The sequence below is a fragment of the Halomonas chromatireducens genome (assembly GCF_001545155.1).
Lineage (GTDB): Bacteria > Pseudomonadota > Gammaproteobacteria > Pseudomonadales > Halomonadaceae > Halomonas > Halomonas chromatireducens.
This window is the reverse complement of record NZ_CP014226.1, coordinates 3,436,213-3,459,192: the sequence shown is the minus strand read 5'-3', so window position 1 is coordinate 3,459,192 and position 22,980 is coordinate 3,436,213. Positions and strand designations below refer to the sequence as shown.

Here is a 22,980-nt window from a genome sequence, read left to right as displayed (position 1 = left end):
TCAGCGTACTCATACCTCGATACGTACGATCCGGCGCATCCACAGGATTCCAACGACCATCATCACGAAGGCCGCCACCACCAGCTGACGCCCCGTGGGGTCCTGGGTCAGCATGGGAATGAAATTTGGCGAGACAAGACTCAGGATTCCCGCCAACGCAAAGGGCAGCAGCGAGAGAATCCATGCGGCCATTCGTCCTTGGGCCGAGAGGGTGCGCACCTTGCGGTGGAAGCGGAAGCGATCGCGCACCACCGCGGCCAGGCCATCGAGCAGCTCGGCCAGGTTGCCACCGGTCTCCTTCTGGATCAGCACCGAGGTGACGAAGATCATCACCGTGACACTCTGGACCCGGCGAAGCAGGCCAAGCATCGCCGTACGCACCTCGCCACCGTAGTTGATCTCCATGAAGGTGGTGCGAAACTCGCCGGCAATGGGCTCGGCCATCTCCTCGGCGACAAGGTGCATGGCGTCGCTGAAGGGGTGTCCGGCGCGCAGCGCCCGAGACATAACGATCAGGGCATCCGGCAGTTGCTCCTCGAAGCGGGCCAGGCGCCGGCTGCGAGCCACGGTCAGCCTCAGGAAGGGCACATAGGCCACGCCTAGCCCCAGCAGCAGGGCCAGCGGCAGCGGTAACAAATGGAAGCCTGCTGCACCAGCTATGCCGCCCAGGCAAACCGATGTGAGCACCACCCGATAGGCCGGCGTTTCCTTTCCCGCCTGCTCGACCAGCCGCTCCACCCGCTCCATGCCGGGTAGCGACTCCAGGGCCCGCTCCAGGGGCCCCAGCTCACGCAGGTACTTGCGCCGCACCAGAGAGATACTTCCCTGATGCGCCTCGTCGGAGATGGCCCGGAGGCGCTGCTTGAGCCGCTTCTGTACCTGGCGATTCTCGCCGAAGGCCGGCACCAGGAAGCTCTGGATCAGCAGGAAGGCGGCAAGGAAGATCATGCCGACCACGATCATCTCGTCGGAAAGCTGGATCCCCAGGCTGCTCAGTTCCATGACCGCTGCACTCCCATGTTCTGGAAGATCTCCAGGCCCGGGTCGAGACCGCGGCGCTTCAGGTGGTCATAGAAGCCGGGCACCACACCGGTAGCCACGTGCCGGCCGAGCACCTTGCCGTCGGCATCGATGCCCTCCCGCTCATAGCGGAAGATCTCCGACATGGTGATGATCTCGCCCTCCTGGCCGTTGACCTCCTGCACGCTGACCAACCGGCGCACACCATCCTCCTGGCGCTCGATCTGCACCACCACATCAATGGCTGAGGCGATCTGCGAGCGCAGCGCCTGGGCCGGCAGCTGATAGCCGCTCATGGCCACCATGTTCTCGATACGGGTCAGGGCGTCGCGGGGGGTATTGGCGTGAATGGTGGTCAGCGAGCCGTCGTGGCCAGTGTTCATGGCCTGCAGCATGTCGAAGGCTTCGCCGCCGCGCACCTCGCCGACCACGATACGATCGGGGCGCATGCGCAGGCTGTTGCGCACCAGGTCGCGCTGGCTGACTTCCCCCTTGCCCTCGATGTTGGGCGGCCGGGTCTCCAGGCGTCCCACGTGGGGCTGCTGTAGCTGCAGCTCCGCCGAATCCTCGATGGTGACGATGCGCTCGTCAGCAGGAATGAAGCCGGAAAGCACGTTGAGCAGGGTGGTCTTGCCCGCGCCGGTACCGCCCGACACCAGCACGTTGAGCCGCGCCTTTACCACCTTCTCCATCAGTTGTGCTATCTCCATGGACAGGCTGCCGAATGCCACCAGGCTCGGCGCATCGAGCTTCTCGACCGCAAAGCGGCGAATCGACAGCATGGGGCCATCGATAGCCAGCGGGGCGATCACCGCGTTGACCCGCGAGCCATCCTTGAGCCGCGCGTCCACCATGGGCGAGGATTCGTCGATGCGCCGCCCGACGCTGGAGACGATGCGATCGATGATGGTCATCAGGTGTGCATCGCTGTCGAAGCGCAGCAGGGTCTGCTCCAGCTTTCCGCGTCGTTCCACATAGATGGGGTTGGTGCCGTTGACCAGGATGTCCGAGACCGTCTTGTCGGCCAGCAGCGTCTCCAGGGGGCCCAGCCCCAGCACCTCGTCCTGCAGTTCGGTAACAATGCGCTGCCGCACGCCGGCATTGAACGGCAGGGTCTCCTTGCTCATCAGCGACTCGCACACCTGCTGCACCTGCAGCCGGGCCTCCCGCTCCTCCAGAGTGTTGAGCAGCGTCAGGTCCATCACCTTGACCAGTTGACGGAACAAACGCTGCTTGTACTCCTGCTCGGCCTGGGACAGCTGGCCGGCCCCGCGGCCCGCCCAGGCCGAACGCGACTCCGCCTCTCCGCCAAGGGTCATCCGATCACGCAGGTTCATGGCCGTTCTCCTCGTTATATTGTTTTGGGGCTATGTTCATTTGAGGCGATGTTCGCTTGGGCGGTACTTTTATTCGTTCGTAACGTAGTTAGTGACGCTAGTGACTGCCAAATGTCAGTGCCGGCCTGGCAGTGCCCAGCCCAGCAGCGAACGCTTCTTGCCCCGGCCGGCGCCCGCTTCCTGAGGCGTCGCAAGCGAACGGGTCAGCTCCTCGATCTGCCGAGTCAGGGGCGCCCTGGGGGCGATCTCGTGCAGCGGGCTGCCCACGTTGATGCTGTGGCTGGCGCGCTTGAAGTCATTGGGCAGCGTCTGCAGCGACAGGCCCGGCAGGGCATCCTCGATCGCCGAGAGAGTCACGTCACTGCGCTTGTCGTAACGGTTGACCACCACGCTGATCCGGGAAGCCAGCATGCCCAGCTCATGAACGAGAATGTCGCGCAGCCGCTGGGCATCATGCAGGTGGGCCACGCTCTGCTGCATCACCACCAGCACGTGTTCGGCGCGCTCCAGCACGCAGGCGGTCGCGCCGTTGATCCAGCGCGGCAGGTCGACCACCACCTCCTCCTGGCTTTGGCAGAGCACCGCCAGCAGCTGTTCGACGCGGGTTTCGGGCACTTCGCCGAGGCTCAGGCGGTCCCCCGGCGAGGAGGCCAGCAGCCCCACCCCGCCGGTGTGGTATTTCAGGTAGGCCTCCATGGCCAGGGCGTCCAGGCTGTCGGCCGATTCCAGCGCCCGCACCAGGCCATGGTCCGGGGTCACATTGAAGTAGAGCGGCAAGGAACCGAACTGCACGTCGAGATCCACCAGCACGGTATCGCGCCCCTGCCGTGCCAGGCAGTGGGCAAGGTTGGCGGCCACCAGGCTGGCCCCGGAGCCCCCCTTGGCATTGATTACCGCCGTTAACCGTGCGGCATGGCTCGGGGCGTCGCGCCGGTTCCGGGCCAGCTCGCGCAGGAAGTGGAAGATCTCGGCATCGTCGATGGGTGGAGAAAAGAAATCACGCGCTCCGGCGCGCATGGCCAGGCGAATCAGCTCCACGTTTCCCTTGGGCCCCACCACCAGCAGGGGTGGGCGCTCCGCCGCCGGTCGCTCGCACAGGGCCATCAGCTCCGCTTCCCAGTGGGTGCCCACCAGCAGCACCAGGGCATCGGGAAGGGGTGCCACCCCTTCCAGAGGGTCGACGTTACCGTTGACCATCAGACGAGAGGTGACCTGGATATCGCCCTGGCTGCTCAGCAGCGACTCCAGAGCACCCAGTTCATCCCGGGTTCTTCCCGCCAGCAATATCTCGAGCCGTTTACGCATTGCGTCACCTGCTTGTCAATGAAAGTCCCTGGTTGCCGTGTGTCCTGCTGTCGGTGGGTGGGCCGCTCAGGGCAGTGAGCTCGGGGCCTGGCTGCCGCCAGGTGCCTGGCGATAGTGGCGCATGGCCTCTGCCGCCTTGGCACCGTGTAGCGGCGGCACCGAATCGCCGGGCTCATAGGTCTGCATCGCCTTGGTATGCTGCACGCTCTCGCCATAGGGCGGCAGGTCGGCTCCCGGCTGGGGGGCCATGCAGCCCGCCAGAAGCGGGGCAAAGAGCAGGAACCCCAAGGCTAGCCATCGGCGCCCCCAGAGGAACCGCCGGGCCGACAGAGCACGGTGAGTGGTATCAAGCCTGCCTGCACTGGATCGTTGTGAAGGAAACATGGACGCGCCCCCTGTTGATAAGTCGCCAAGGCGATAAAGGTCAGAGATCATGACCGAAGCGGCCTTCGGTGCCGCCATCGGGGCGGCTGGACATCAGCTCCAGGTCGAAGCTGCTCGGCCGCTGTCGCGGGTTGTCGCCACCTTCCTCCAGGGACCGAAAGCTGCCCAGCAGGTAGAACTCCAGGTCGCTGGGTGGCACGAAGGAGCCGGTGGGCAGGCGCACCTGCTCCGGAGCAAAGGAGCGCGCCAGCCGGGGGGTGACGAAGATCACTAGCTCGGTCTGCTCCTTGATGAATTCCTGGCTTCTGAACAGCACCCCCAACACCGGAAGATCACCAAGGCCGGGCATCTTGGAGACGTTCTCGCGCAGGTTCTCGTTGAGCATGCCGGCGATGGCGATCGTCTGGCCGGTGGCGAGCTCCACCGTGGAACTGGCACTACGCTTGGCCAGCGCAGGCACGAAGAACTGGGTGCTCACCCCGCTGCCGACCCCCACCTGCAGGCTGTTGACCGGCACCAGATCGGAGACCTCGACGTTCACCTGGAGGTTGATGGTGCCGGAATCCAGCACCGTGGGCAGGAACCCCAGCCCCACCCCGAACTCCTTGTGCTCAATGGCCACCTGGCCGTTTCCCTGGGGCACGGGAATGGGAAACTCGCCACCGGCCAGGAACTGGGCCGGCTGGCCGGTCAGTGTGGTCAGGTTGGGCTCGGCGAGAATCTTGGCCACGCCTTCACGGCTGGCGGCGTCCAGCACCAGGTTGAGCAGGTAGTCGCCACGCTGGTAGCTAGCGAAGATCCCGGTATCGGCGATGGTGGCGGTGGCCGGTGCGAACTCGGTGACCGCCGGTCCGATAGGTGTTTGCCCCATGGCAAATGGCAGCGCCGAAAAGCGACCATCGCCACCGAAGTCGCTGAATACCGCATCGGGGAAGCTGGCCCCACCACTGACCGCGCCGGCGCGGAATGCCGAAGAGCCGACGTTGAAGACGTTGAAGTTGGCCTCCAGGCGCTTGACCAGGGAGCGGGAGACCTCGGCCACCTTGACGTCGAGCATTACCTGCTGGGCGCCTCCCACCTGCATCAGGTTGAGCACCGCATCCTCGCCGCCGAAGCGGCTGGCCAGGCGCAGGGCAGTTTCCAGCCGCTCGGCGCTGGAGAGCTGTCCGCTCAGCACGATGCCATCCTGGGCGGAGCGCACCTGGATGTTCTCGCCGGGCAGCAGCTGGTGCAGGCTACTCTTGAGCGTTTCCAGGTCGTGGGTCACCGTGACATTGAGCGCACCCTCGACCTGCTCTCCCTGATCCCACAGCACCACGTTGGTGGTACCGGTGGACTTTCCCAGAACATAGAGCTGGCGCGAGCCCATTACCACGATGTCGGCGATTTCGGGGTTGCCCACCGATACCACCCGCACCGCCCGAGGAAACTCCAGAACCTGGCCCTTGTTGATGGCCACCGCCACCGCGACCGAGCGCCCCTCGATGGGCATGGAGACGTTGCGCGGCGTGCCGCGGTCCTGGGCCGCTGCCGACCCGGCCCAGCTCACCGCGAGTAGCAGTGCCAGCACTACCATCCCGCTCAACCATCTGCAGCTCGTCCTCCTGCAGCTCATGCATCTGCGGGCAGCCCACCCGTCACGCCGTGTCCACTGTTCGCCTTGTCTGGTCATCTCGATTCCCCTTGCCCCGCGTTACCTGCTTTCGTTAGCTGCTTTCGTTACTTGCTTTCAAAGTGTTGCTTGCCCTTGCCGGATCCTGTTTTTTCTTTTGTCAGTTGCGTACATTGACGGTGCTGGTCTGGGTGCCGCGAATCACATGGACCTGACGCTGTACCGGTGCCGCGGGTGCAGGCGCCGGCCTGGCTTGTTGCCGCGGCTCGATTTCCGGCAGGTTCAGCACCGAGCGCTGGGCCGTCATCACGTCATTCTCGTCCTCCTGATCCAGGGGATTGCGCAGGGTGAGCTGTACCTTGCCCTCCTGGGTGGCCTGGACCAGGGTCTCGGCCTGGCGCGGGTCCACCTCGAGGGTGACCGCACGCACGATCACCGGGCCATCACGCTCCTGGGAGGCGATCTGGTCCACCGCCAGCACCTTGATGTTGCGCAGGATGGTTTCCGACGCGACGCTGTTGCGGTTGCCGTTGTTGCGCTGGGAGGAAACCACGTCCACCCGGTTGCCGGGCAGTAGGAAGCCCGCTACGCCCACCACATCGTCCACCCGTACGCTCATGGCGCGCTTGCCGTGGTCCAGCAGCGCCGCCAGGGCACTGCCGCCTAGGTGCTCGGCCACCCGCCCTTCGTGGAGAATCTCGCCGGAAAAGATCACCTGGTTGCTGACACGCCCAACAACGCTGTCGAGGTCATTGAAGCTCCCCGGCGGCACCGACTCGGGAGGCAACTCCATCACCTTGAGGTCGGACGCCTGCACCGTGGTACCAAAGGGAATCTGCATTGCCGCCACCACCACCTGGCTCGTCTCGGCCAAGGCGTCTCGCTCCCCCCCCTGCTGCTGCAACCAGCTCATGGCCACCAGGGCGGCGCTCAGGGCCATGAATAGTGAAATCGCGAACATCGCGAAGATACCTTTGCGTTTCATGATCCTTACCTCCCATGCACGGCGGCGTCACCGTCGGTGAAATCGCCGAAGTAGGTTTGCCAGGCCCAGTTCAGGGTCTCGCGGTCAGGGGTTGTTGCTCCCCGATAGCTCAACTGGTCCAGCGCCAGGCTCAACAGGTCGCGGGGATGGCAGGCCAGCAGCGGCACCCCGTGGCGGGCATGCAGTTCGTCGATAACGAAATTCACCAGCGCCTCCTCGAACGCCAGCCCCTGCGCCTGGCACTGCTGGGCCCAGATGGCCCGGTAGGCCTCCGGTGCCAGGGGTGAGAAGCGAATCTTGTAGCCGATGCGGCGAAGAAAGGCGGCATCGGCCAGTGAGAGCGGGTCGAGGTTGGTGGAAAACACCAGGGCCACATCGAAGGGCACGCTGAAGTGGTAACCGTTGGAGAGGGCCAGGAAATCGCGGCGCTCTTCCAAGGGCACGATCCAGCGATTGAACAGCTCGGTGGGCGACATGCGCTGGCGACCCAGGTCGTCGATCACCAGCATGCCGTTGTTGGCCAGCAGTTGGATCGGCGCCTGGTGAATATGGGTCGCCATATCGTACTGGACCTCGAGCCGCTCCATGGTCAGCTCGCCGCCGGTGACCACGCAGGGCCGCCGGCAGCGCACGTAGCGCGGGTCATGGCCGCGCTCCAGGTAGAGCGCCGAGAGCGCGGCGTTCTGCTCGGCAACCTCAACCGGCTGATGCACGGCCGGGTCGAAGCAGCGCACCGCCTTGCCCCCGACCTGGATGGCATGGGGAATCAGTACCTCCCCGGACAGCAGCCGTGTCAGGCGCCGGGCGATATAGCTCTTGCCGGTACCCGCCTCGCCATGGATGAACATGGCCCGGCCGGAGTGCAGCCCCGGCCCCAGCTGGTCGAGCAGCGCAGGGTCGATCACCGTATCGGCGAAAGCCTCCGTGACCGTGTTGCGCCGAATCGCCACGTCACTGAGCGCCTGGGCCTCGACCCGCTGCTGGTAGTGCGCCAGGGTAACCGGCGCCTTGCCGCTGTAGCCGTCGCGGTTAAGCGCTTCCAGCGCCGAGGCGCGGCCACGGTCGGTCAGCCCGAAGCGCAGCGCACCGCCCTCGCCCTGGCCGCGCACCTCTACCCGCCCCCCATCGCGCAGAAACCGGCATACCTCCTCCACCACGCTGCCGGCCAGCGCGCTCTCGCGGCAAAGCTGGTGCAGGTCGAGCATGCCCTGCTCGAAGAGCTGCTTGACCAGCAGGTCGCCCAGGTAGAGCACCGAAAGCCCGGTTTCAGCCACCGTGCCTGGGCGCGGCGTGGCCAAGGTAGCTGCCCGCTGGCCAGGGCCGGCTGAATGGGAGTCGGTGGCTTCGACAGGCATGGCACACCTCGCTTACTATTTCGTTACAAAACTTGAAAAAAACGCCCGAAAATCGGAAAATTTCACTAATTTTCTTGATGATTTTTTTAATAATTTTAAGAACCCTTTAAATAGTTTCAAATAGTTTCGCTAAATAATTCCGCGAAAGGCCTATCCAAATGCCAGCGGCCATTGCCAGATCATCCAGCCCGTGGCACCGATCGCGATCGACACTGCAAAGGGAAACTTTGAGCCCATTACCTCACCTTCTTTCGGGGCGATATACAGTGGTCTTCCGGTATAGAGCAGCGTCTTTGCCATCAGTCCATAGCGACTCCAGGGCGACACCGACTGTCTTCTGAAAAGCGCCGAGGTGGCGAAGACCATTCCAACAATTCCTCCAACAACAATACTCATGAGGCCCGCCTGCAATACACCCACCGGTCCCAGAAAGGTACCCACCGCCGCCATCAGCTTGGCATCACCCGCCCCGGTAAAGCCCATCAGATAGCCCGGCATCAGGATCGCCATCCCCACCAGCAAACCAAGGATGGCGGCCAGGAAACCGCCGGTTCCTACCAGCACTCCCTGCAACAGCAGGCCCATGACGGTCCCGGCCAGAACAAGTCGATTGGGGATGCGCCGTATACGCAGATCCCAGCCTGCAGCGATCCAGGCCAGCAACAAGCAGGGAATCAGCAGGAGCTCATGACGCATAGCCAGTAATTCCTGAATAATTTATCTAATAGGGCGTCAACTTATGACGCCCTAATTTCCGTGTTATCACCCATTATCCGTCTCAGTTTTCGCCAGCTGCTCCTTCAGCTCCTGCTTCTGTTACCGCTGTACCCAAAGTATCTCTTACAGTTGCAAGCAAATCGCCTGTGTGCTCTCCAATTACCACAAAAATTGCTGCACCAACGGCGACAATTAGTCCACCCACCAAGGCCCACTCCACCACCTCGGTGCCCTCTTCTTCGCGCCAGAAACGCTCGATACCCTTCATCAGCTTGCTCATGATTGCTTCTCCGTACGTTTGTTTTTTCAAGCTTGCTGTTGTCGGAAACCGGCGCTTCTTGCCCCGGCTCTCGGAAGTCAGCATTGTCGTTACCATGTGTGAATGCTTGAAGTATCTTGCAGGAGACTAGGACTATCTTGCAGCGGCTTGAAGAATTTTGGTGGAGTGTGCCGAAAGCAGCACTGTGCCGGCTGAAGGCTGGAACTTGGGCGCAGAAACGAAGCCAATTGCGCACCGCTGGGTGACGGGATGACCATGCCTTCAGGGTCGATTCAGAAAAAACAGCTGTGCCAAGCTGTGCTAGGGTCAACAAGCCAACCGAAGAAACATCACAATCAAGAAAAGAGGTTCAATAATGACGTATCCGAAGAAGGCAATGCTGGGCGGCGCTCTGCTGGCTACCACTCTGATGGCGGGCGGCCTGGTGCAGGCGGACGACTTCCCGAGCCAGCCACTGACGATGGTGATCGGCTTTGGCGCCGGGGGGAGCACCGATATCCAGGGTCGTGTTCTGGCCAATGTGCTGGAGGATGAGCTGGGCCAGCCGGTCAACGTGGTCAACCAACCCGGTGCCGGCATGGGCGTGGCCCTAACGCGCCTGGTCAATAACGATGACGAGGGCTACACCTTCCTCTATGGCCCGACCTCGCCGATTACTTTCGGCCCCCTGGCGACCGAGGTCGACTACGACATGGATGACTTCCGCTATATCTCGGCGGTCTCCCTGGCGCAGGCCGGTATCGTCACCGGTGAAGATCGCCCCTTCGGCGACAGCTGGGAAGAGCTGCTCGACTATGCCCGTGAGAACCCGGGGGTCAGCTATGCCACCCAGACAGCCCAGGATAGGCTGATCATCGACTATATCGCCGAGCAGGAGGGGTTGGACCTGCGTATCGTGCCGACAGCCGGCGGGGCAGGCATGGCCCCGCTGATCCTGTCCGGTGATGTTGATTTCGCCTATAGCGGAGGCACCCACTCTGGCTATGCCGATTCCGGAGAGATGCCCGTACTGCTCAGCCTGGCCGAGGATCGCCTTGTTGCCTTCCCGGACGCTCCGACTCTGGTCGAAGCCGGCTACGACATCACGCCGGGCGACATTCTCATGGCGGCCCTGCCGAAGGGCGTGCCCGATGAGCGTGCAGAGCGCCTGGCCCAGGCCCTGGAAGCGGCGACACAGGACGAGCGTTTCATTGAAGTGACCGAGGAGCGTCTGCTACTGCCGGTCAATTATATGGACGAGGAGGAACTGACCGACACGCTCTATGCCCAGCGTGACGCTTTCGCCGAGCTGATCGACGAAATGGGAGGGGTTGAAGCGCCAGAGTAACCTTGCCGCCGGCTCCTTTCCGGGGCCGGCATTTCCGCCTCACATCTCTTCTCTTCTCTTCTCTTCTCTTCTCTTTTTTGTACAATATACGTACAATTAAATCTGACTGCGTCACTGTCACTGCGTGGAACTTGTGAATTGTTGCCACACTTCCACCAAGCCGCGTGGCTAGTATTATCACGGTGCCCCAAAGGATTGGGTCGTCTCTCAGTCATGCATCGTCCGATTCGCCACAAGAGCCCCGATGAAAACGATTTCACGCCTCAAGCCCCCCACGTGGCACAACACAGTGTTGTTGCTGTCATCGTTGTTGATGCTAACACTCGCTCTGCTTTTGCTGAGCCTGCCGCTTGCCGCTCAGGAGCGCACCGCGGTGATTGCCTCCCGCGTGACGCTGGAGCCCTGGTCCGACCCCCTCGAGGCGCTGGGCACCCTGCGCGCCGACGAGAGCGTCACCCTGTCTGCCACCGTTACCGAGATCGTCGCCGAGCTCAATTTTCGTGACGGTGACCTGGTGGAAGCCGGCCAGTTGCTGATCCGCCTGGAGGATGGCGAGCAGCAGGCACAGCTTCGAGCCGCCCAGGCCCAGCGCGACGAGCGACGCAGTGCGGTCAACCGGCTCACCCAGCTGCAGGAACGCAACATGGCGCCCCGCGCCGACGTCGAGGACAGCCAGGCACGACTGCGCCAGGTGGAAGCCGAGATCCAGGGACTGGAGGCGCGCCTGACGAACTACCAGCTGCGCGCCCCCTTCGACGGCCGGGTGGGCTTTCGCAACATCAGCGTGGGCAGCCTGGTCACCCCCGGTACCCAGCTAGTGACCCTGGACAAGACCGACGTGATGAAGCTCGACTTCAACGTGCCCGAGGTCTTTCTGGCGATTCTCGAGCCTGGCCTGCCACTGACCGCGCACAGCGCGGCCTTTCCCGACGATGTCTTCGAGGGCGAGGTAGCCAGCGTCGGCTCGCGGGTCGACCCGGTCAGCCGCAGCGTCAGCGTTCGCGCCGAGCTGGCCAATCCCGAGCTTCGCCTGCGCCCGGGCATGCTGATGGAGGTCGTGGTCCAGCGCAGGCCCCGACAAGCCGTAGTGGCACCCGAATCGGTACTCGTTCCCAGCGGTGACCGACAATATGTGATGGTGATTGATGAAGCCGACGGCAACCGACTCGAGCGCCGCCGCGTCACCGTGGGAGAGCGCCGTACCGGTCAGGTCGAGATACTCGAAGGCCTGGCCGAGGGTGAACTGGTGGTCAACCATGGATTGCAGCGTGCCCGGGAGGGGGACAACGTGAGGCTGCTGGGCATCGCCGACGACGATGCCACGATCCGCAAGATACTCGAGCGGAACCGCAGTGAGGAAAGCTCCTGATGCGGCTCTCGGACCTATCCGTCCAGCGCCCGGTGATGGCCACCGTCCTGGCCCTGCTGATCGTCGCCTTCGGCCTGCTGGCCATGCAGCGCCTGCCGCTGCAGGAGTACCCCTCCATCGACCCGCCGGTGGTCAGCATCGACACCCGCTACCCCGGCGCCTCGGCCAACGTGGTCGAAACCCGGATCACCCAGCTGCTGGAAGACCGCATCGCCGGGGTCGAGGGCATCCAGTTGATCACCTCCTCCAGCGAGGATGGCCGTTCACGGATCAACATCGAGTTCCGCCTGGACATGGACATCGATGCTGCCGCCAACGACGTACGCGACCGCATCTCCGGCGCCCTGCGCAACCTGCCCGACGAAGCCGACCCGCCGGAAGTGCAGAAGGCCGACTCCAGCGAGGAGGTGGTGCTGTGGCTCTCCCTCTCCGGCGACGACTACACGATTCCCGAGCTCACCGACTATGCCGACCGCTACCTGGTGGACGGCTTCTCGGTACAGCCCGGCGTGGCAAGGGTACGCGTGGGGGGCGGACGGGAGTATGCCATGCGGGTGTGGCTCGACCGCAATGCGCTGGCGGCCCGCAACCTCACCGTGGGCGATGTGGAAAGCGCCCTGCGTGCCGAGAACGTGGAACTGCCGGCCGGGTCGATCGAGTCCCGCGACCGGCAGTTCATGGTTCGCCTGCCGCGCACCTTCAACCAGCCCGATGATTTCGAGCGCCTGGCGCTGACCCAGAGCCCCGATGGCTATCTGGTTCGCCTGGGCGATGTGGCGAGAGTGGAAATCGGCTCGGTGGATGATCGCTCGATCTTCCGCGCCAACGGCGTGCCGATGGTGGGCCTGGGAATCATGAAACAGTCCACCGCCAACGTGCTGGAGGTCTCCGAGGGCGTGCAGGCGGAGCTGGCGCGGGTGCAGAACAGCCTGCCCCAGGGCATGTCGCTCTCCCTCAACTATGATGCCTCGGTCTTCGTTTCCGGCGCCATCCAGCAGGTGGTGATCACGCTCTTCATCGCCATGGGTCTGGTCGTCGTGGTGATCTTCCTGTTCCTGGGCAACGTGCGTACCACCCTGATACCTGCGGTAACGGTGCCGGTGGCAATGGTCGGCGCCTTCATGGCCCTGGCCCTGATGGGCTTCTCGATCAACCTGCTGCCCCTGCTCGCCCTGGTGCTGGCCATCGGCCTTATCGTCGATGACGCCATCGTCGTGCTGGAGAACATTCACCGCCGCATGCACGACTACGGCGAGACCCCTCTGGTGGCGGCCTTCCGCGGCACCCGCCAGATCGCCTTTGCGGTCATTGCCACCACGCTGGTGCTGATCGCCGTGTTCGTGCCGCTGGGTTTCCTGCAGGGCAACGTCGGTCGCCTGTTCACCGAGTTCGCCTTGACCATGGCCGCCGCCGTGGCCATATCCAGCGTGCTGGCGCTCTCCCTGACCCCGATGATGGCCTCGAAGATTCTCAAGCCTTCGATGCACGAGGGCCGCATCGCACTGGCGGTCCAGTGGTTGCTGGAATTCACCCAGCGCATCTATCGTACCCTGCTGATCTGGATACTCAGGGCGCGTGCCGCGGTGCTGGCGGTATTCGTGGCGCTGATTGCCGCCACCGTCTGGCTGGCCGACCTGCTGCCCAGCGAATACACCCCGCAGGAGGATCGCGGCAGCTTCATCATCCTGGTCAACGGCCCGGAGGGGGCCACCTTCGACTACATCATGGATTACATGGATGAGATCGAGACCCGGCTCGATCCCATGCTTGAGAGCGGCGAGCTCGAGCGAGTGGTGGTGCGCGCCCCACGCGGCTTCGGCAACATCGAGAATTTCAACAACGGCTTCGCCATCATCAGCATGTCCCCCTGGGGCGAGCGTCGCGATGCCTGGTCGATCATGGACGAGGTTCGCCGGGAGCTGGCCGACCTGCCCGGGGTGCAGGCCTTCCCGGTGATGCGCCAGGGCTTTGGCCAGCGCATCAGCAAGCCGGTGGAGTTCGTGCTGGGTGGCGGCACCTACGAAGAGCTTGCCGAGTGGCGCGACACCCTGATGGATCATATCCGCGAGGACAACCCGAGACTGATCGACCAGGCATCGCGACGCTCGCCCCAGGGGGACATGCTGATGATGGCGAAGCCGTTGTTGAAATTCTCGATGTTGCCGAAGCCGCGTGGGGCGAGGCTGCGCACGAAGTCGTGCTCGGTATAGGCGCGCCAGTCGTCCTGGCAGGCGGCGGTGAGGTCGGTAAAGCGGTAGCCTACGTCTGGAACCGCCGCCACGACGAATACGAGACATAGGCAGCGCCGTATGACAGTTATGGAATAAACGACAACATGAGGGAGCGCATGACCATGAAGACCATCGGCCTGCTCGGCGGCATGAGCTGGGAATCCACCGCCAGCTATTACCGGGCGCTCAACGAGGGCGTTAGAGCTGCCCTGGGCGGGCTGCACTCAGCCAAGCTGTGCCTGTACAGCGTCGACTTCGCCGAGATCGAGCGGCTACAGCACGCCGACGACTGGGACGCCACCGCCGAGATCCTCAGCCAGGCTGCCCGCAGCGTAGAGGCCGGCGGTGCGGATTTCCTGCTGATCGGCACCAACACCATGCACAAGGTCGCACCGCAGGTCGCCAAAGCGGTCTCGATTCCGCTGCTGCACATCGCCGACGCTACGGCACATCGCCTGGCCACCGACGGCGTTAGCCGCGTCGGCCTGCTCGGCACCCGCTTCACCATGGAGCATGACTTCTACAAGGGGCGCATCACTGAGGGCTTCGGCATCGAGGTGCTGGTGCCCGACGAGGGTCAGCGTGACCAGGTTCACGAGGTGATCTTTCACGAGCTGTGCCTGGGTCAGGTAAAGGAAGCGTCGCGGCAGCGCTACCTGGAGATCATCGAGTCACTACGCGAGAAGGGCGCCGAGGCGGTAATCCTCGGCTGTACCGAAATCGCCCTGCTGGTGCAGCAGAGCCATACCGCGGTGCCGCTCTACGACACCGCAGCCATTCACGCCGAGGAAGCGGTGAAGTGGGCAATCGGGGATTGAAAGAGAAGGATCAGGCGTAGGTGTTGATGTGGGTGCCCACCATGCCATCATTGGCCAACTGCGGTGCCACCGAAGCCGAAGCCATCAGGGCGGCAACCTGGTCCTTCTGCATGTCCAGGGCTTCCTTGTAGACCTCCAGCTGTACCTGCTGAGCGGCCTGAGCCTGCTGCATGACCAGCGACTGGCCGACGATGGTATTGACGGCTGAATCCATGTTGCTTGCTCCAATATCTGATTCATCTGTTTACCCACGCTAACAGCAGACACACGCCAGAGCAAAACCGTATCTCGCCGTAGCGACTGTCGCCGATGAAGTTGGCCTGTAGCCCAATCGGCTAGCCTTTAGCGACACACGGCACAGCGACGCGACGCTGGCCGGAGCACCTATCCCATCATCAGTAGCTAAGACAGATCTTGCCGAAGTGGCGCCCCGCCTCCTCATGGCGGAAGGCGTCGGCAATTTCCTCAAGCCCGAAGGTGCTGTCGATGATCGGACGCACGCCGCTGGCCTCGATGCCACGCACCATCTCCTGCTGGTGAATGCGGCTGCCGACGATAAGCCCCTGCAGGCGTGCCTGCTTGGCCATCAGCTTGGCCGTGGGAATCTCGCCACCGCGACCGGTCAGCACACCGATCAGCGAAATGTGACCGCCGATGCGCACGGCATCGATGGATTGCGGCAAGGTGCCGGGGCCGCCGACCTCGATCACGTGGTCGACGCCCTGGCCATTGGTAAATGCCTTCACCTTCTTGCCCCACTCAGGCTCTGCCTTGTAGTTAAGGGTGTGGTCGGCGCCAAGCTCCTTGAGCTTTTCGATCTTCTCATCCGAGGAGGACGTGGAGATCACCTGCGCGCCCATGGCCTTGGCGAACTGCAGAGCGAAGATGGAAACGCCGCCGGTTCCCAGGGTGAGCACTGTATCGCCCGCCTTGAGGTTGCCGTCCACCACCAGCGCACGCCAGGCGGTGAGCCCCGCGGTAGTCAGGGTGGCAGCCTCTTCGTGGCTGTAGCCGCTGGGTGCGTGGGTGAACCAGGTGGTTGGGCGGATCACCCGCTCCCGGGCATAGCCGTCGACGCCGTCGCCAGGCGTGGTCTTGAAGTCGCCGACCCGCGCCGGGCCGTCGAGCCAGTAGGGAAAGAAGGTGGAGACCACGGCATCGCCCACGGCGAACTCATCGACACCTTCGCCGACCGCCTCAACCACGCCCGCCCCGTCGGACATGGGGATGCGACCGTCCTCGGTGGGAATCATGCCGGACGCCACGCCGTAGTCATGGAAGTTAAGGGAGCTGGCATGTACACGCACGCGAATCTCACCCGGCCCCGGCTCGCCGGGCGCCTCCCGCTCGCTGACTTGTAGCTGGTCCAGCCCGCCGGGGCTGCGTAGGGTAACGACCTTCATCTCTGCACTCCTTTCCTCATCGTATAGAAACCACCGCTATTTCGTGATGACCATGGCAGCCTTGGTAGGCATGCGCAAACCTTGTCGCCGGAACTGGTCCGGGTATCTTCCGTCAGCCTGTCAGGCGGCTTTCGCGTGCGCCAATGGCCTCGGCCAGGAAAGCCATGAAGGCCCGGATACGCGCCACCCGGCGCAGGTCAGGATGGGTCAGCAGCCACAGGTCAGTGGCGAGTTCGGGAATCGGCTCGCCGAGGCGCATAAGCGCCGGCTCGGCATCGGCCAGGTAGCAGGGCAGCACGGCGCGGCCGAGCCCATCGCGGGCGGCGGCCAGCATGCCGAACATGGTGTCGACGCGGTAGCGGCAGCGCTCGTCCGCACCGTTATTGACCATCCATGCATCGAGCGCGGCATAGCCCAGGTGGCGATCCGGCCCAACCCAGGCATCGCTGTGGTTATCGGCGCAGGCATAGACCGCCTGGGCAATGGAGCCGACCCGCCGCCCCACCAGGTGCTCGGGCGGCGACAACGAGGGCCGCACCGCCACGTCGGCATCCCGCTGGGAGAGATTGAACAGCTGGTTGGAAACCGCCACCTCGAGGACAATCTCGGGATGAGCACGCTGGAAGTCGGCGAAGATCGGCGACAGCAACCCCATCAGCAGCGTGTCTGTAGTGGTCACTCGGATGGCGCCGGAGAGGCGCAGGTCGCGCCCCGCCACGCGCCGCTCGGCGCCATGCACTTCGGCCGCTACACGGGCGGCAGTAGCCGCCAGGTCCTCCCCCGCCGCCGTGGCTGCATAGCCCGTGCGCGAGCGCTCGAACAGCGCCACGCCCAGGCGCCGCTCGATGGCATTCAGCCGCCGGAACACCGTGGCGTGGCTGGCCCCCAGTCGCCGTCCGGCGCCCGAGAGCGTACCCGCCTCGGAAATGGCCTGTACCACGCGCAGGTCGTCCCAGTGCAAAGCTTGTTTATTCATGCAAGGTTCATTGTCATTTCTGGGTAATTTCAGTTCGTTTTCGTACAGCATAGCCTGAGGGCATGCACCGTAGCCAACGAACCGGAGCCCTGTAATGAGTAGTCCCCACCCACATGCCCTGATCGTGTTCTGCCACCCCGAGCCCCACTCCTTCAATGGCGCCCTGAAGGACGTTGCCGTCGAAACCTTGCAGCGCCAGGGTTATAGCGTCGAGGTCTCGGACCTCTACGCCGAAGGCTTCGACCCGGTGGAGGGGCCAGCGCACTTCGCCGAGCGCGGCGAATCCGGCACCTTCCTGCCGCTCACCGAGCAGCGCCACGCCTTCGAGGGCGGCACCCTGCCCGCCGACGTGCAGCGCGAGATCGAGCGGCTCGAGCGCGCCGACCTGGTGATCCTGCAGCTCCCGCTGTGGTGGCACGCCCAGCCGGCAATGCTCAAGGGCTGGTTCGACCGGGTGTTCGTCTACGGCGGGCTCTACTCCGGCCGGATACGCTACGACCGCGGGCGCTTTCCGGAGAAGCGGGTGATGCTCTCGGTGACCACCGGCGCCCCGGCGCCTACCTTCACCCGGCACGGTCGCAGCGGCCATATCGTGGCGCTGCTGTGGCCGGTCCACTATTCGCTCTACTACCTCGGCGTCAGCGTGCTGCCGCCCCAGGTCACCTACGGCGTTCAGGGCGGCGGGTTGAGCTACGAAGCGGAGGAGACATTCCGCCAGCGCCTGGAGGCCGAGAAGGCGGCCTGGGCGCAACGGCTGGAAGGACTCGGCAATGAGGCGCCGATCTCCTTCGCCGGCTGGGACGACTGGGACGAGCAGGGCGTGCTCAAGGCGGGGCATCCCGATATCTGGCAGCTGTGAGACGCCCGAACCATCGACCTCGGCGATGCGCTGCATGCCGGCCAGTGCTAAAGTTGGCCTCATCCCGGCCGATAGGAAAATTAACGCATCATTGTACGGATCCTATACATCAAAGAATCAATATACAATGAATCGCTAATGCTGACTCGCACCGCCAGAGGGATCCCGATGTCTCAGCCAGCCTTTACCATCCAGCGCTATCATTAACGCACCGATCAGTTGATGTGGCTGCCCGCCTTCGCCCACCTGTTACTCTGCCTGGGCGTCGGGCTTGCCACCGGCACGCTGGGCCTTACGGTGATATTTGCAGTGACCGCCTTCCCGCTGGCCGCCCTGGTGCAATGGAAGCTGCCCGGTCATATCGTCAATGGCTTTATCAAGGCAGCCCTGTTCATGGGCCTGTCGATAGTACTGATCGAACAGAGTGGCGGCATGATCGAGGCGCACTTCAGCATCTTCATCATGCTGGCGGTGCTCATCCTCTATAGCGACTGGCGAGTCATTGCTTTCGGTGGCCTGGTCATCGCCGTACATCATGCGCTCTTCACCTGGCTGCAATATGGGGGGCATGTCCACCTATACCAGAGCGTTGGCAGCCACGGGGAAAAAGCCAGCCTGATTGCCTCTCTGCTGATGCACGCCGGCGCGGTGGTGGCACAGGTCGTGGTACTTGGCTTTCTGGCCCGTGAGCTGCGTCACATGGTGGACGATAGCCTCACGGTCTGCGAATTTGCCGAAACCGCCAGCGAAGGACGACTGGACATGTCGCTTTCCAGCGCACAGCTGACGCGGCCCGCCATTGCTTCCATCAGCAACATGCAGCAGAAGCTGACCGGCACCCTAGGCGCTGCGCGTGAGGCGGCAAAGCAAGTCAATGCGCTGGGTGACGGATTGTTCAAGGCGCACGACAGCGTGCGCAGCCAGGCAAGGCACAATACGGCCCAGGTGGAGCGCGTTTCCGCTGCAGCCACAGAACTGGCAGCAACGACCCGGGAGAGTGCCGAGAAAACCTCCCAGACCAGACAGCTGGCCACCGAGGCCGAACTCGCCGCCAAGAGCGGTGGGGCAAAGGCCGCCTCACTGCGCGACGCAATGCAACTGCTGGAGGAGAACGCCAGGAACATTGCCAGCCTGCTGGGCGAGATCGACAATATTACCTTTCAGACCAACCTGCTGACGCTGAATGCCTCCGTAGAGGCTGCGCGGGCCGGCGAGCACGACCGTGGTTTTGCCGTGGTGGCAAGCGAGGTTCGCACGCTGGCGCAACGAACCAGCGAAACCGCCGGCAGGATCCGCGAGCGCGTACAACAGACTGAAACGGGCGTACGCAGCGGCGTACAACAGACCCAGGATGTCGACCAGACCATGCAACAAGTCATGAAAACGTTCCAGGAGGTGGCCTCACGCCTCGCCGAAATCGACCATGCCACCTCCCAGCAACACCTTGGCATTGAGGACCTCGACGCCAGCGTCGGCGAGATGCAGTCTTCGATCCAGCGCTCGGCACACTCACTGGAAGACGCCCATCGACTGGCCGAACACCTGGCACAAGTGGCAACGTCGCTCATGGCCTCCATCAACGAGTTCACGTTTCACGAAGATAGCATCCCGTCAACCACGGCAAAGCACGACAGACCGACGCTACCGGCTCCTTCGGCCGCCTCCTTAAACGCTCCCTCACCGGTGACATGACGGGTCCCTGTTCATGACCTATTCCGGAAGCACCGCTTCAGCCTCGATCTCGATCAGCCACTCCGGCTCTGAGAGGCCGCTCACGATCATCCAGGACGTCGCCGGCGGCGACTTGGGGAAGCGCGCAAGCAGCGCCCGCATCACGCCCTCCTGGTCATAGCGGGCGGGCTCGGCGATATAGATCCGCATCATCACCACGTCCGAGAGTTCGCCGCCCAAGGCGCCTAGAATCGCCGCAATGTTGTCCAGCGCGGCAAAGGTCTGACCTTCGAGATCGGTGCCGACCAGACATTCATGGGCATCGACGCCAACCTGTCCCGAGAGATGGACGCGATAGTTTCCCTTGACCATGACGGCCTGGCTGAAACCGTACTGCAGCGTATTCGGCACACCACGCGGATTGATGACCTCTCTTTCCACGACTTTCATGCTTCCCCTCCTTCCGTTGTGCTGCTTCAGGTTTCCACACCCAGCGGCCTGCCGTGGTGTTGCTCTGCCTCAGCGTCAATGTCCAGCCCCAGAAAACCGCCGGACTGGCGACGCCAGAGCGCGGCGTAGAGCCCATCGCGGGCCAGCAGTTCCTGATGACTCCCACTCTCGACGATTCGACCCTCGTCGATTACCACGAGTCGATCGAGCATGGCGATGGTCGACAGCCGGTGTGCAATAGCGATCACCGTCTTGCCCTCCATCAGGGTGTAGAGCTGCTCCTGGATCGCCGCTTCGACCTCTGAGTCGAGCGCCGACGTGGCTTCATCGAGCACCAGGATCGGCGCATTCTTGAGCAGCACTCGGGCGATGGCGATACGCTGGCGTTGGCCACCGGAAAGCTTGACGCCGCGCTCTCCCACATGTGCGTCCAGGCCGCGACGCCCCTTGAGATCCACCAGGTCGTTGATGAAGCTATCGGCATGGGCACGACGCACCGCCTCCTCGACCTCCGCCTCTGTGGCATGGGGGCTTCCGTAACGAATGTTGTCTCGCACCGAGCGGTGCAGCAGCGAGGTGTCCTGGGTGACCATCCCGATCTGGCGTCGCAGCGACTCCTGGGTGACTTCGGCGATGTTTTGACCGTCGATCACGATGCGTCCGCCCTCCAGGTCGTAGAAGCGAAGCAGCAGATTGGCCAGGGTCGACTTGCCCGCCCCGGAGCGGCCAATGACGCCAACTCGCTCACCGGGAGCGATGGTCAGGCTCATGCCATCAAAGACCCGAATGCCTTCACCATCGGGACGCTCATAGCCGAACTGCAGCGCATCGAAGTGGATCTCCCCGCGCGGCACGGTAAGGGTGGCGGCACCGGGGAGGTCCTTCACCGCCGGCTCCCGGGCGATGGTGTTGATGCCGTCCTGCACCGTACCGATATTCTCGAACAGTCCCGCCACCTCCCACAGGATCCAGTCGGACATGAAGCGGATGCGCATCACCAGGGCGATGGCCACGGCGATGGCACCCAGTGAAATGGCCTGGAAGTACCAGGCACCGATGGCCATGGCCACGACGCTCGTCAGCAACAGCGAGTTGAGCAGCGTCAGGCACACCGACAGCAGCGTTGCCAGGCGCATCTGGCGATGCACCGTGACCATGAAGCCTTCCATGGCATCGCGGGCATAGGCCTGCTCCCGCCGGGTATCAGCGAACAGCTTGATGGTCTGGATATTGCTGTAGCTGTCGACGATACGGCCGGTCATGCGGGCGCGGGCATCGGCCTGCTCCATGGAGACCCGGCGCAGCCTCGGCACGAATATCCACATGATCGCGATGTATCCGGCCAGCCAGGCCACCAGGGGCAGCATCAGCCAGGGCTCGGCAATGCCCATGAGCAGCATCGCGCCGCCGAAGTAGACGACTACATAGACCAGCAGGCCCAACAGCTTCATTACCGTCTCGCGGATGGCGAGCGCCGTCTGCATCACCTTTTGCGAGACGCGCCCGGCAAACTCATCCTGGTAGAACGCCATGCTTTGACCGAGCATGTGGCGATGCGCAAGCCAGCGACCGATCATCGGATAGTTGCCGAAGATCGCCTGATGGGTCAGCAGGGACTGCATCAATACCAGCAGCGGCAACCCGATCACCACTATTGCCGCCATGGCTCCCAGGCGCCAACCGTGTTCGGCGAAGAACCCCTCACGCTCGGCACCCGACAGCCAATCCACCAGCTCGCCGAGATAGCTGAAAAAGAGCACCTCGGCGGCCGACACCAGTGCCGTGAGCAGCGACATCAGGATCAGCAACGGCAGCACTGGCCGCGAAAAATGCAGGATGAAGGGCAGGAGCCCCCTCGGAGGCGTCTCGGGCTTACCCGCCGGGTAAGGGTTCACCAGGGTTTCAAAGAAACGGAACATGACATTATCCATCAGCGGAAAATCAGCGGGCCGAGCGCTGAGCTCAACCCGGGTGTAGCCTGCAGGTTAAAACCTCAAGCTAAGTAGAGGTCAAGATAAAGAATTTGGAAACAACACAGCCGTTTGAAGAAAATTCAAAGTAGAGGCCGCCCCGCCACATGGGAAATCAATAATCGTCATGGAATCCATCACGAAACCTGATACCAAGAATACTTTGCTTCACAAGCACTTGTTGCAACGTCTGGAGTGTTCCTTGCCAACCTCAGCCCCGCACGTTAAAACAATGAAGGATACGGCCGCTTGAGCAATGATCATTCCAGTGGCCGAACCAGTCGCCATAACCATTTCAAATACAATCGCAAGAACAATTAGTCGTTAAAGCTATCGTCAATACAATCGTTACAACAGCAGCCAGGCAATGACCGGAGATACAGCAATGCAGTCACACCTGCACCGGGAGCTCAGCGTTGGTGAGGTGGCTGAGCGCAGCGGTCTGGCGGTCTCGGCCATCCACTTCTATGAGGGCAAGGGCCTGATCAGCAGTCGCCGCAACGCCGGCAACCAACGGCGATTCAGCCGCGATGTGCTTCGGCGGGTGGCCATCATCAAGGTCGCTCAGCGCACCGGTATCTCGTTGGCCGAGATACGCCAGGCCTTCGAGACGCTTCCCGCATCCCGGGCCCCCACCGCCGCCGACTGGCAGCGCCTTTCCGCACGCTGGCGACATGCACTCGACGATCGTATTGCCCGGCTGACCCGGCTGCGTGACCAGCTCGATCACTGTATCGGCTGTGGTTGCCTTTCGATGAACGACTGCCCGCTGCGTAATCCGCAGGACGAACTGGCCGATGAAGGAACCGGCCCCCGCCTGCTGGACCCCGATTGATCCTTGATTGATCAGCGGTTGGCTTTCATCCCGTTCCGGTACCGTTTAACAGTCCGATAACACTGCTCCGTGGACC

The 22,980-nt window shown here is 63.2% G+C and carries 20 protein-coding genes and 1 pseudogene; 7 read left to right on the top strand and 14 right to left on the bottom strand.

Going from position 1 to position 22,980, the window contains the following annotated elements; genetic code table 11:
* Positions 1 to 9: 9 nt before the first annotated feature.
* From LOKO_RS16015 to LOKO_RS15975, 9 genes are all read right to left on the bottom strand, one after another.
* Positions 10 to 1,002, bottom strand: coding sequence for a type II secretion system F family protein (locus LOKO_RS16015; protein WP_066451607.1), 993 nt, complete (start codon positions 1,000 to 1,002; stop codon positions 10 to 12).
* On the bottom strand, positions 993 to 2,357 hold the full coding sequence (locus LOKO_RS16010; protein ID WP_083517632.1) for a TadA family conjugal transfer-associated ATPase: 1,365 nt from the start codon (positions 2,355 to 2,357) through the stop codon (positions 993 to 995). The genes LOKO_RS16015 and LOKO_RS16010 overlap by 10 nt, the downstream gene beginning before the upstream one ends.
* 114 nt (positions 2,358 to 2,471) lie before the next feature.
* Positions 2,472 to 3,662: a CpaE/TadZ family protein gene (locus LOKO_RS16005; protein ID WP_066451605.1), complete on the bottom strand. Its 1,191-nt coding sequence runs from the start codon at positions 3,660 to 3,662 to the stop codon at positions 2,472 to 2,474.
* Between the two features lie 66 nt (positions 3,663 to 3,728).
* Entirely contained in the window at positions 3,729 to 3,911 is a 183-nt protein-coding gene (locus LOKO_RS16000; protein ID WP_144439687.1) for a hypothetical protein, read from the bottom strand.
* A gap of 175 nt (positions 3,912 to 4,086) precedes the next feature.
* A complete protein-coding gene (locus LOKO_RS15995; protein WP_083517631.1) occupies positions 4,087 to 5,622 on the bottom strand; it encodes a type II and III secretion system protein family protein in 1,536 nt (511 codons plus the stop codon).
* 196 nt (positions 5,623 to 5,818) lie between these two features.
* Complete coding sequence (gene cpaB / locus LOKO_RS15990) at positions 5,819 to 6,643, bottom strand: Flp pilus assembly protein CpaB (protein ID WP_066451596.1); 825 nt, start codon at positions 6,641 to 6,643, stop codon at positions 5,819 to 5,821.
* Positions 6,644 to 6,648: 5 nt separating this feature from the next.
* A complete protein-coding gene (locus LOKO_RS15985) occupies positions 6,649 to 7,998 on the bottom strand; it encodes a P-loop NTPase family protein (RefSeq protein WP_144439686.1) in 1,350 nt (449 codons plus the stop codon).
* A 150-nt stretch (positions 7,999 to 8,148) separates the two neighbouring features.
* Positions 8,149 to 8,694, bottom strand: a complete 546-nt coding sequence (locus LOKO_RS15980; RefSeq protein WP_066451592.1) for an A24 family peptidase — start codon at positions 8,692 to 8,694, stop codon at positions 8,149 to 8,151.
* 82 nt (positions 8,695 to 8,776) lie between these two features.
* A complete protein-coding gene (locus LOKO_RS15975) occupies positions 8,777 to 8,995 on the bottom strand; it encodes a Flp family type IVb pilin (protein WP_066451590.1) in 219 nt (72 codons plus the stop codon).
* Between the two features lie 355 nt (positions 8,996 to 9,350).
* On the opposite strand from LOKO_RS15975, the gene LOKO_RS15970 reads away from it, so the two are divergent.
* The 4 genes and pseudogenes from LOKO_RS15970 (at position 9,351) to LOKO_RS15955 (ending at position 14,740) form a co-directional block, all read left to right on the top strand.
* Positions 9,351 to 10,322 (top strand): Bug family tripartite tricarboxylate transporter substrate binding protein, encoded by a 972-nt coding sequence (locus LOKO_RS15970; protein WP_066451588.1) that lies wholly within the window; start codon positions 9,351 to 9,353, stop codon positions 10,320 to 10,322.
* A 244-nt stretch (positions 10,323 to 10,566) separates the two neighbouring features.
* Positions 10,567 to 11,691: an efflux RND transporter periplasmic adaptor subunit gene (locus LOKO_RS15965; RefSeq protein WP_066451585.1), complete on the top strand. Its 1,125-nt coding sequence runs from the start codon at positions 10,567 to 10,569 to the stop codon at positions 11,689 to 11,691.
* Positions 11,691 to 13,775 (top strand): annotated as a pseudogene (locus LOKO_RS15960) (efflux RND transporter permease subunit); the annotation flags it as partial. The gene LOKO_RS15965 and the pseudogene LOKO_RS15960, both read left to right, overlap by 1 nt.
* Positions 13,776 to 14,044: 269 nt before the next feature.
* Positions 14,045 to 14,740 carry an aspartate/glutamate racemase family protein gene (locus LOKO_RS15955; protein ID WP_066452409.1) on the top strand — a complete coding sequence of 232 codons (696 nt, stop codon included), beginning with the start codon at positions 14,045 to 14,047 and terminating at the stop codon, positions 14,738 to 14,740.
* A 10-nt stretch (positions 14,741 to 14,750) separates the two neighbouring features.
* Here LOKO_RS15955 and LOKO_RS15950 read toward each other — a convergent pair whose 3' ends face one another.
* The 3 genes from LOKO_RS15950 to LOKO_RS15940 form a co-directional block, all read right to left on the bottom strand.
* Positions 14,751 to 14,954: a putative motility protein gene (locus LOKO_RS15950; RefSeq protein ID WP_066451583.1), complete on the bottom strand. Its 204-nt coding sequence runs from the start codon at positions 14,952 to 14,954 to the stop codon at positions 14,751 to 14,753.
* Between the two features lie 181 nt (positions 14,955 to 15,135).
* Positions 15,136 to 16,143, bottom strand: a complete 1,008-nt coding sequence (locus LOKO_RS15945) for a zinc-dependent alcohol dehydrogenase family protein (protein WP_066451582.1) — start codon at positions 16,141 to 16,143, stop codon at positions 15,136 to 15,138.
* A gap of 112 nt (positions 16,144 to 16,255) precedes the next feature.
* On the bottom strand, positions 16,256 to 17,119 hold the full coding sequence (locus LOKO_RS15940; protein WP_066451580.1) for a LysR family transcriptional regulator: 864 nt from the start codon (positions 17,117 to 17,119) through the stop codon (positions 16,256 to 16,258).
* A 94-nt stretch (positions 17,120 to 17,213) separates the two neighbouring features.
* Here LOKO_RS15940 and LOKO_RS15935 point away from each other — a divergent pair, with 94 nt between their 5' ends.
* Both LOKO_RS15935 and LOKO_RS15930 read left to right on the top strand, forming a co-directional pair.
* Entirely contained in the window at positions 17,214 to 17,978 is a 765-nt protein-coding gene (locus LOKO_RS15935) for an NAD(P)H-dependent oxidoreductase (protein ID WP_066451578.1), read from the top strand.
* A gap of 222 nt (positions 17,979 to 18,200) precedes the next feature.
* Positions 18,201 to 19,670, top strand: coding sequence for a methyl-accepting chemotaxis protein (locus LOKO_RS15930; protein ID WP_066451575.1), 1,470 nt, complete (start codon positions 18,201 to 18,203; stop codon positions 19,668 to 19,670).
* A gap of 18 nt (positions 19,671 to 19,688) precedes the next feature.
* Here the strand turns inward: LOKO_RS15930 and LOKO_RS15925 are convergent, their stop codons facing one another.
* Together LOKO_RS15925 and LOKO_RS15920 are read right to left on the bottom strand one after the other, a co-directional pair.
* Positions 19,689 to 20,099 carry a RidA family protein gene (locus LOKO_RS15925; RefSeq protein ID WP_201025336.1) on the bottom strand — a complete coding sequence of 137 codons (411 nt, stop codon included), beginning with the start codon at positions 20,097 to 20,099 and terminating at the stop codon, positions 19,689 to 19,691.
* A gap of 26 nt (positions 20,100 to 20,125) precedes the next feature.
* Positions 20,126 to 22,018, bottom strand: a complete 1,893-nt coding sequence (locus LOKO_RS15920) for an ABC transporter ATP-binding protein (protein WP_066451573.1) — start codon at positions 22,016 to 22,018, stop codon at positions 20,126 to 20,128.
* Positions 22,019 to 22,454: 436 nt separating this feature from the next.
* Here LOKO_RS15920 and soxR point away from each other — a divergent pair, with 436 nt between their 5' ends.
* Positions 22,455 to 22,904, top strand: coding sequence for a redox-sensitive transcriptional activator SoxR (gene soxR, locus LOKO_RS15915; protein ID WP_144439684.1), 450 nt, complete (start codon positions 22,455 to 22,457; stop codon positions 22,902 to 22,904).
* Positions 22,905 to 22,980 lie beyond the last annotated feature (76 nt).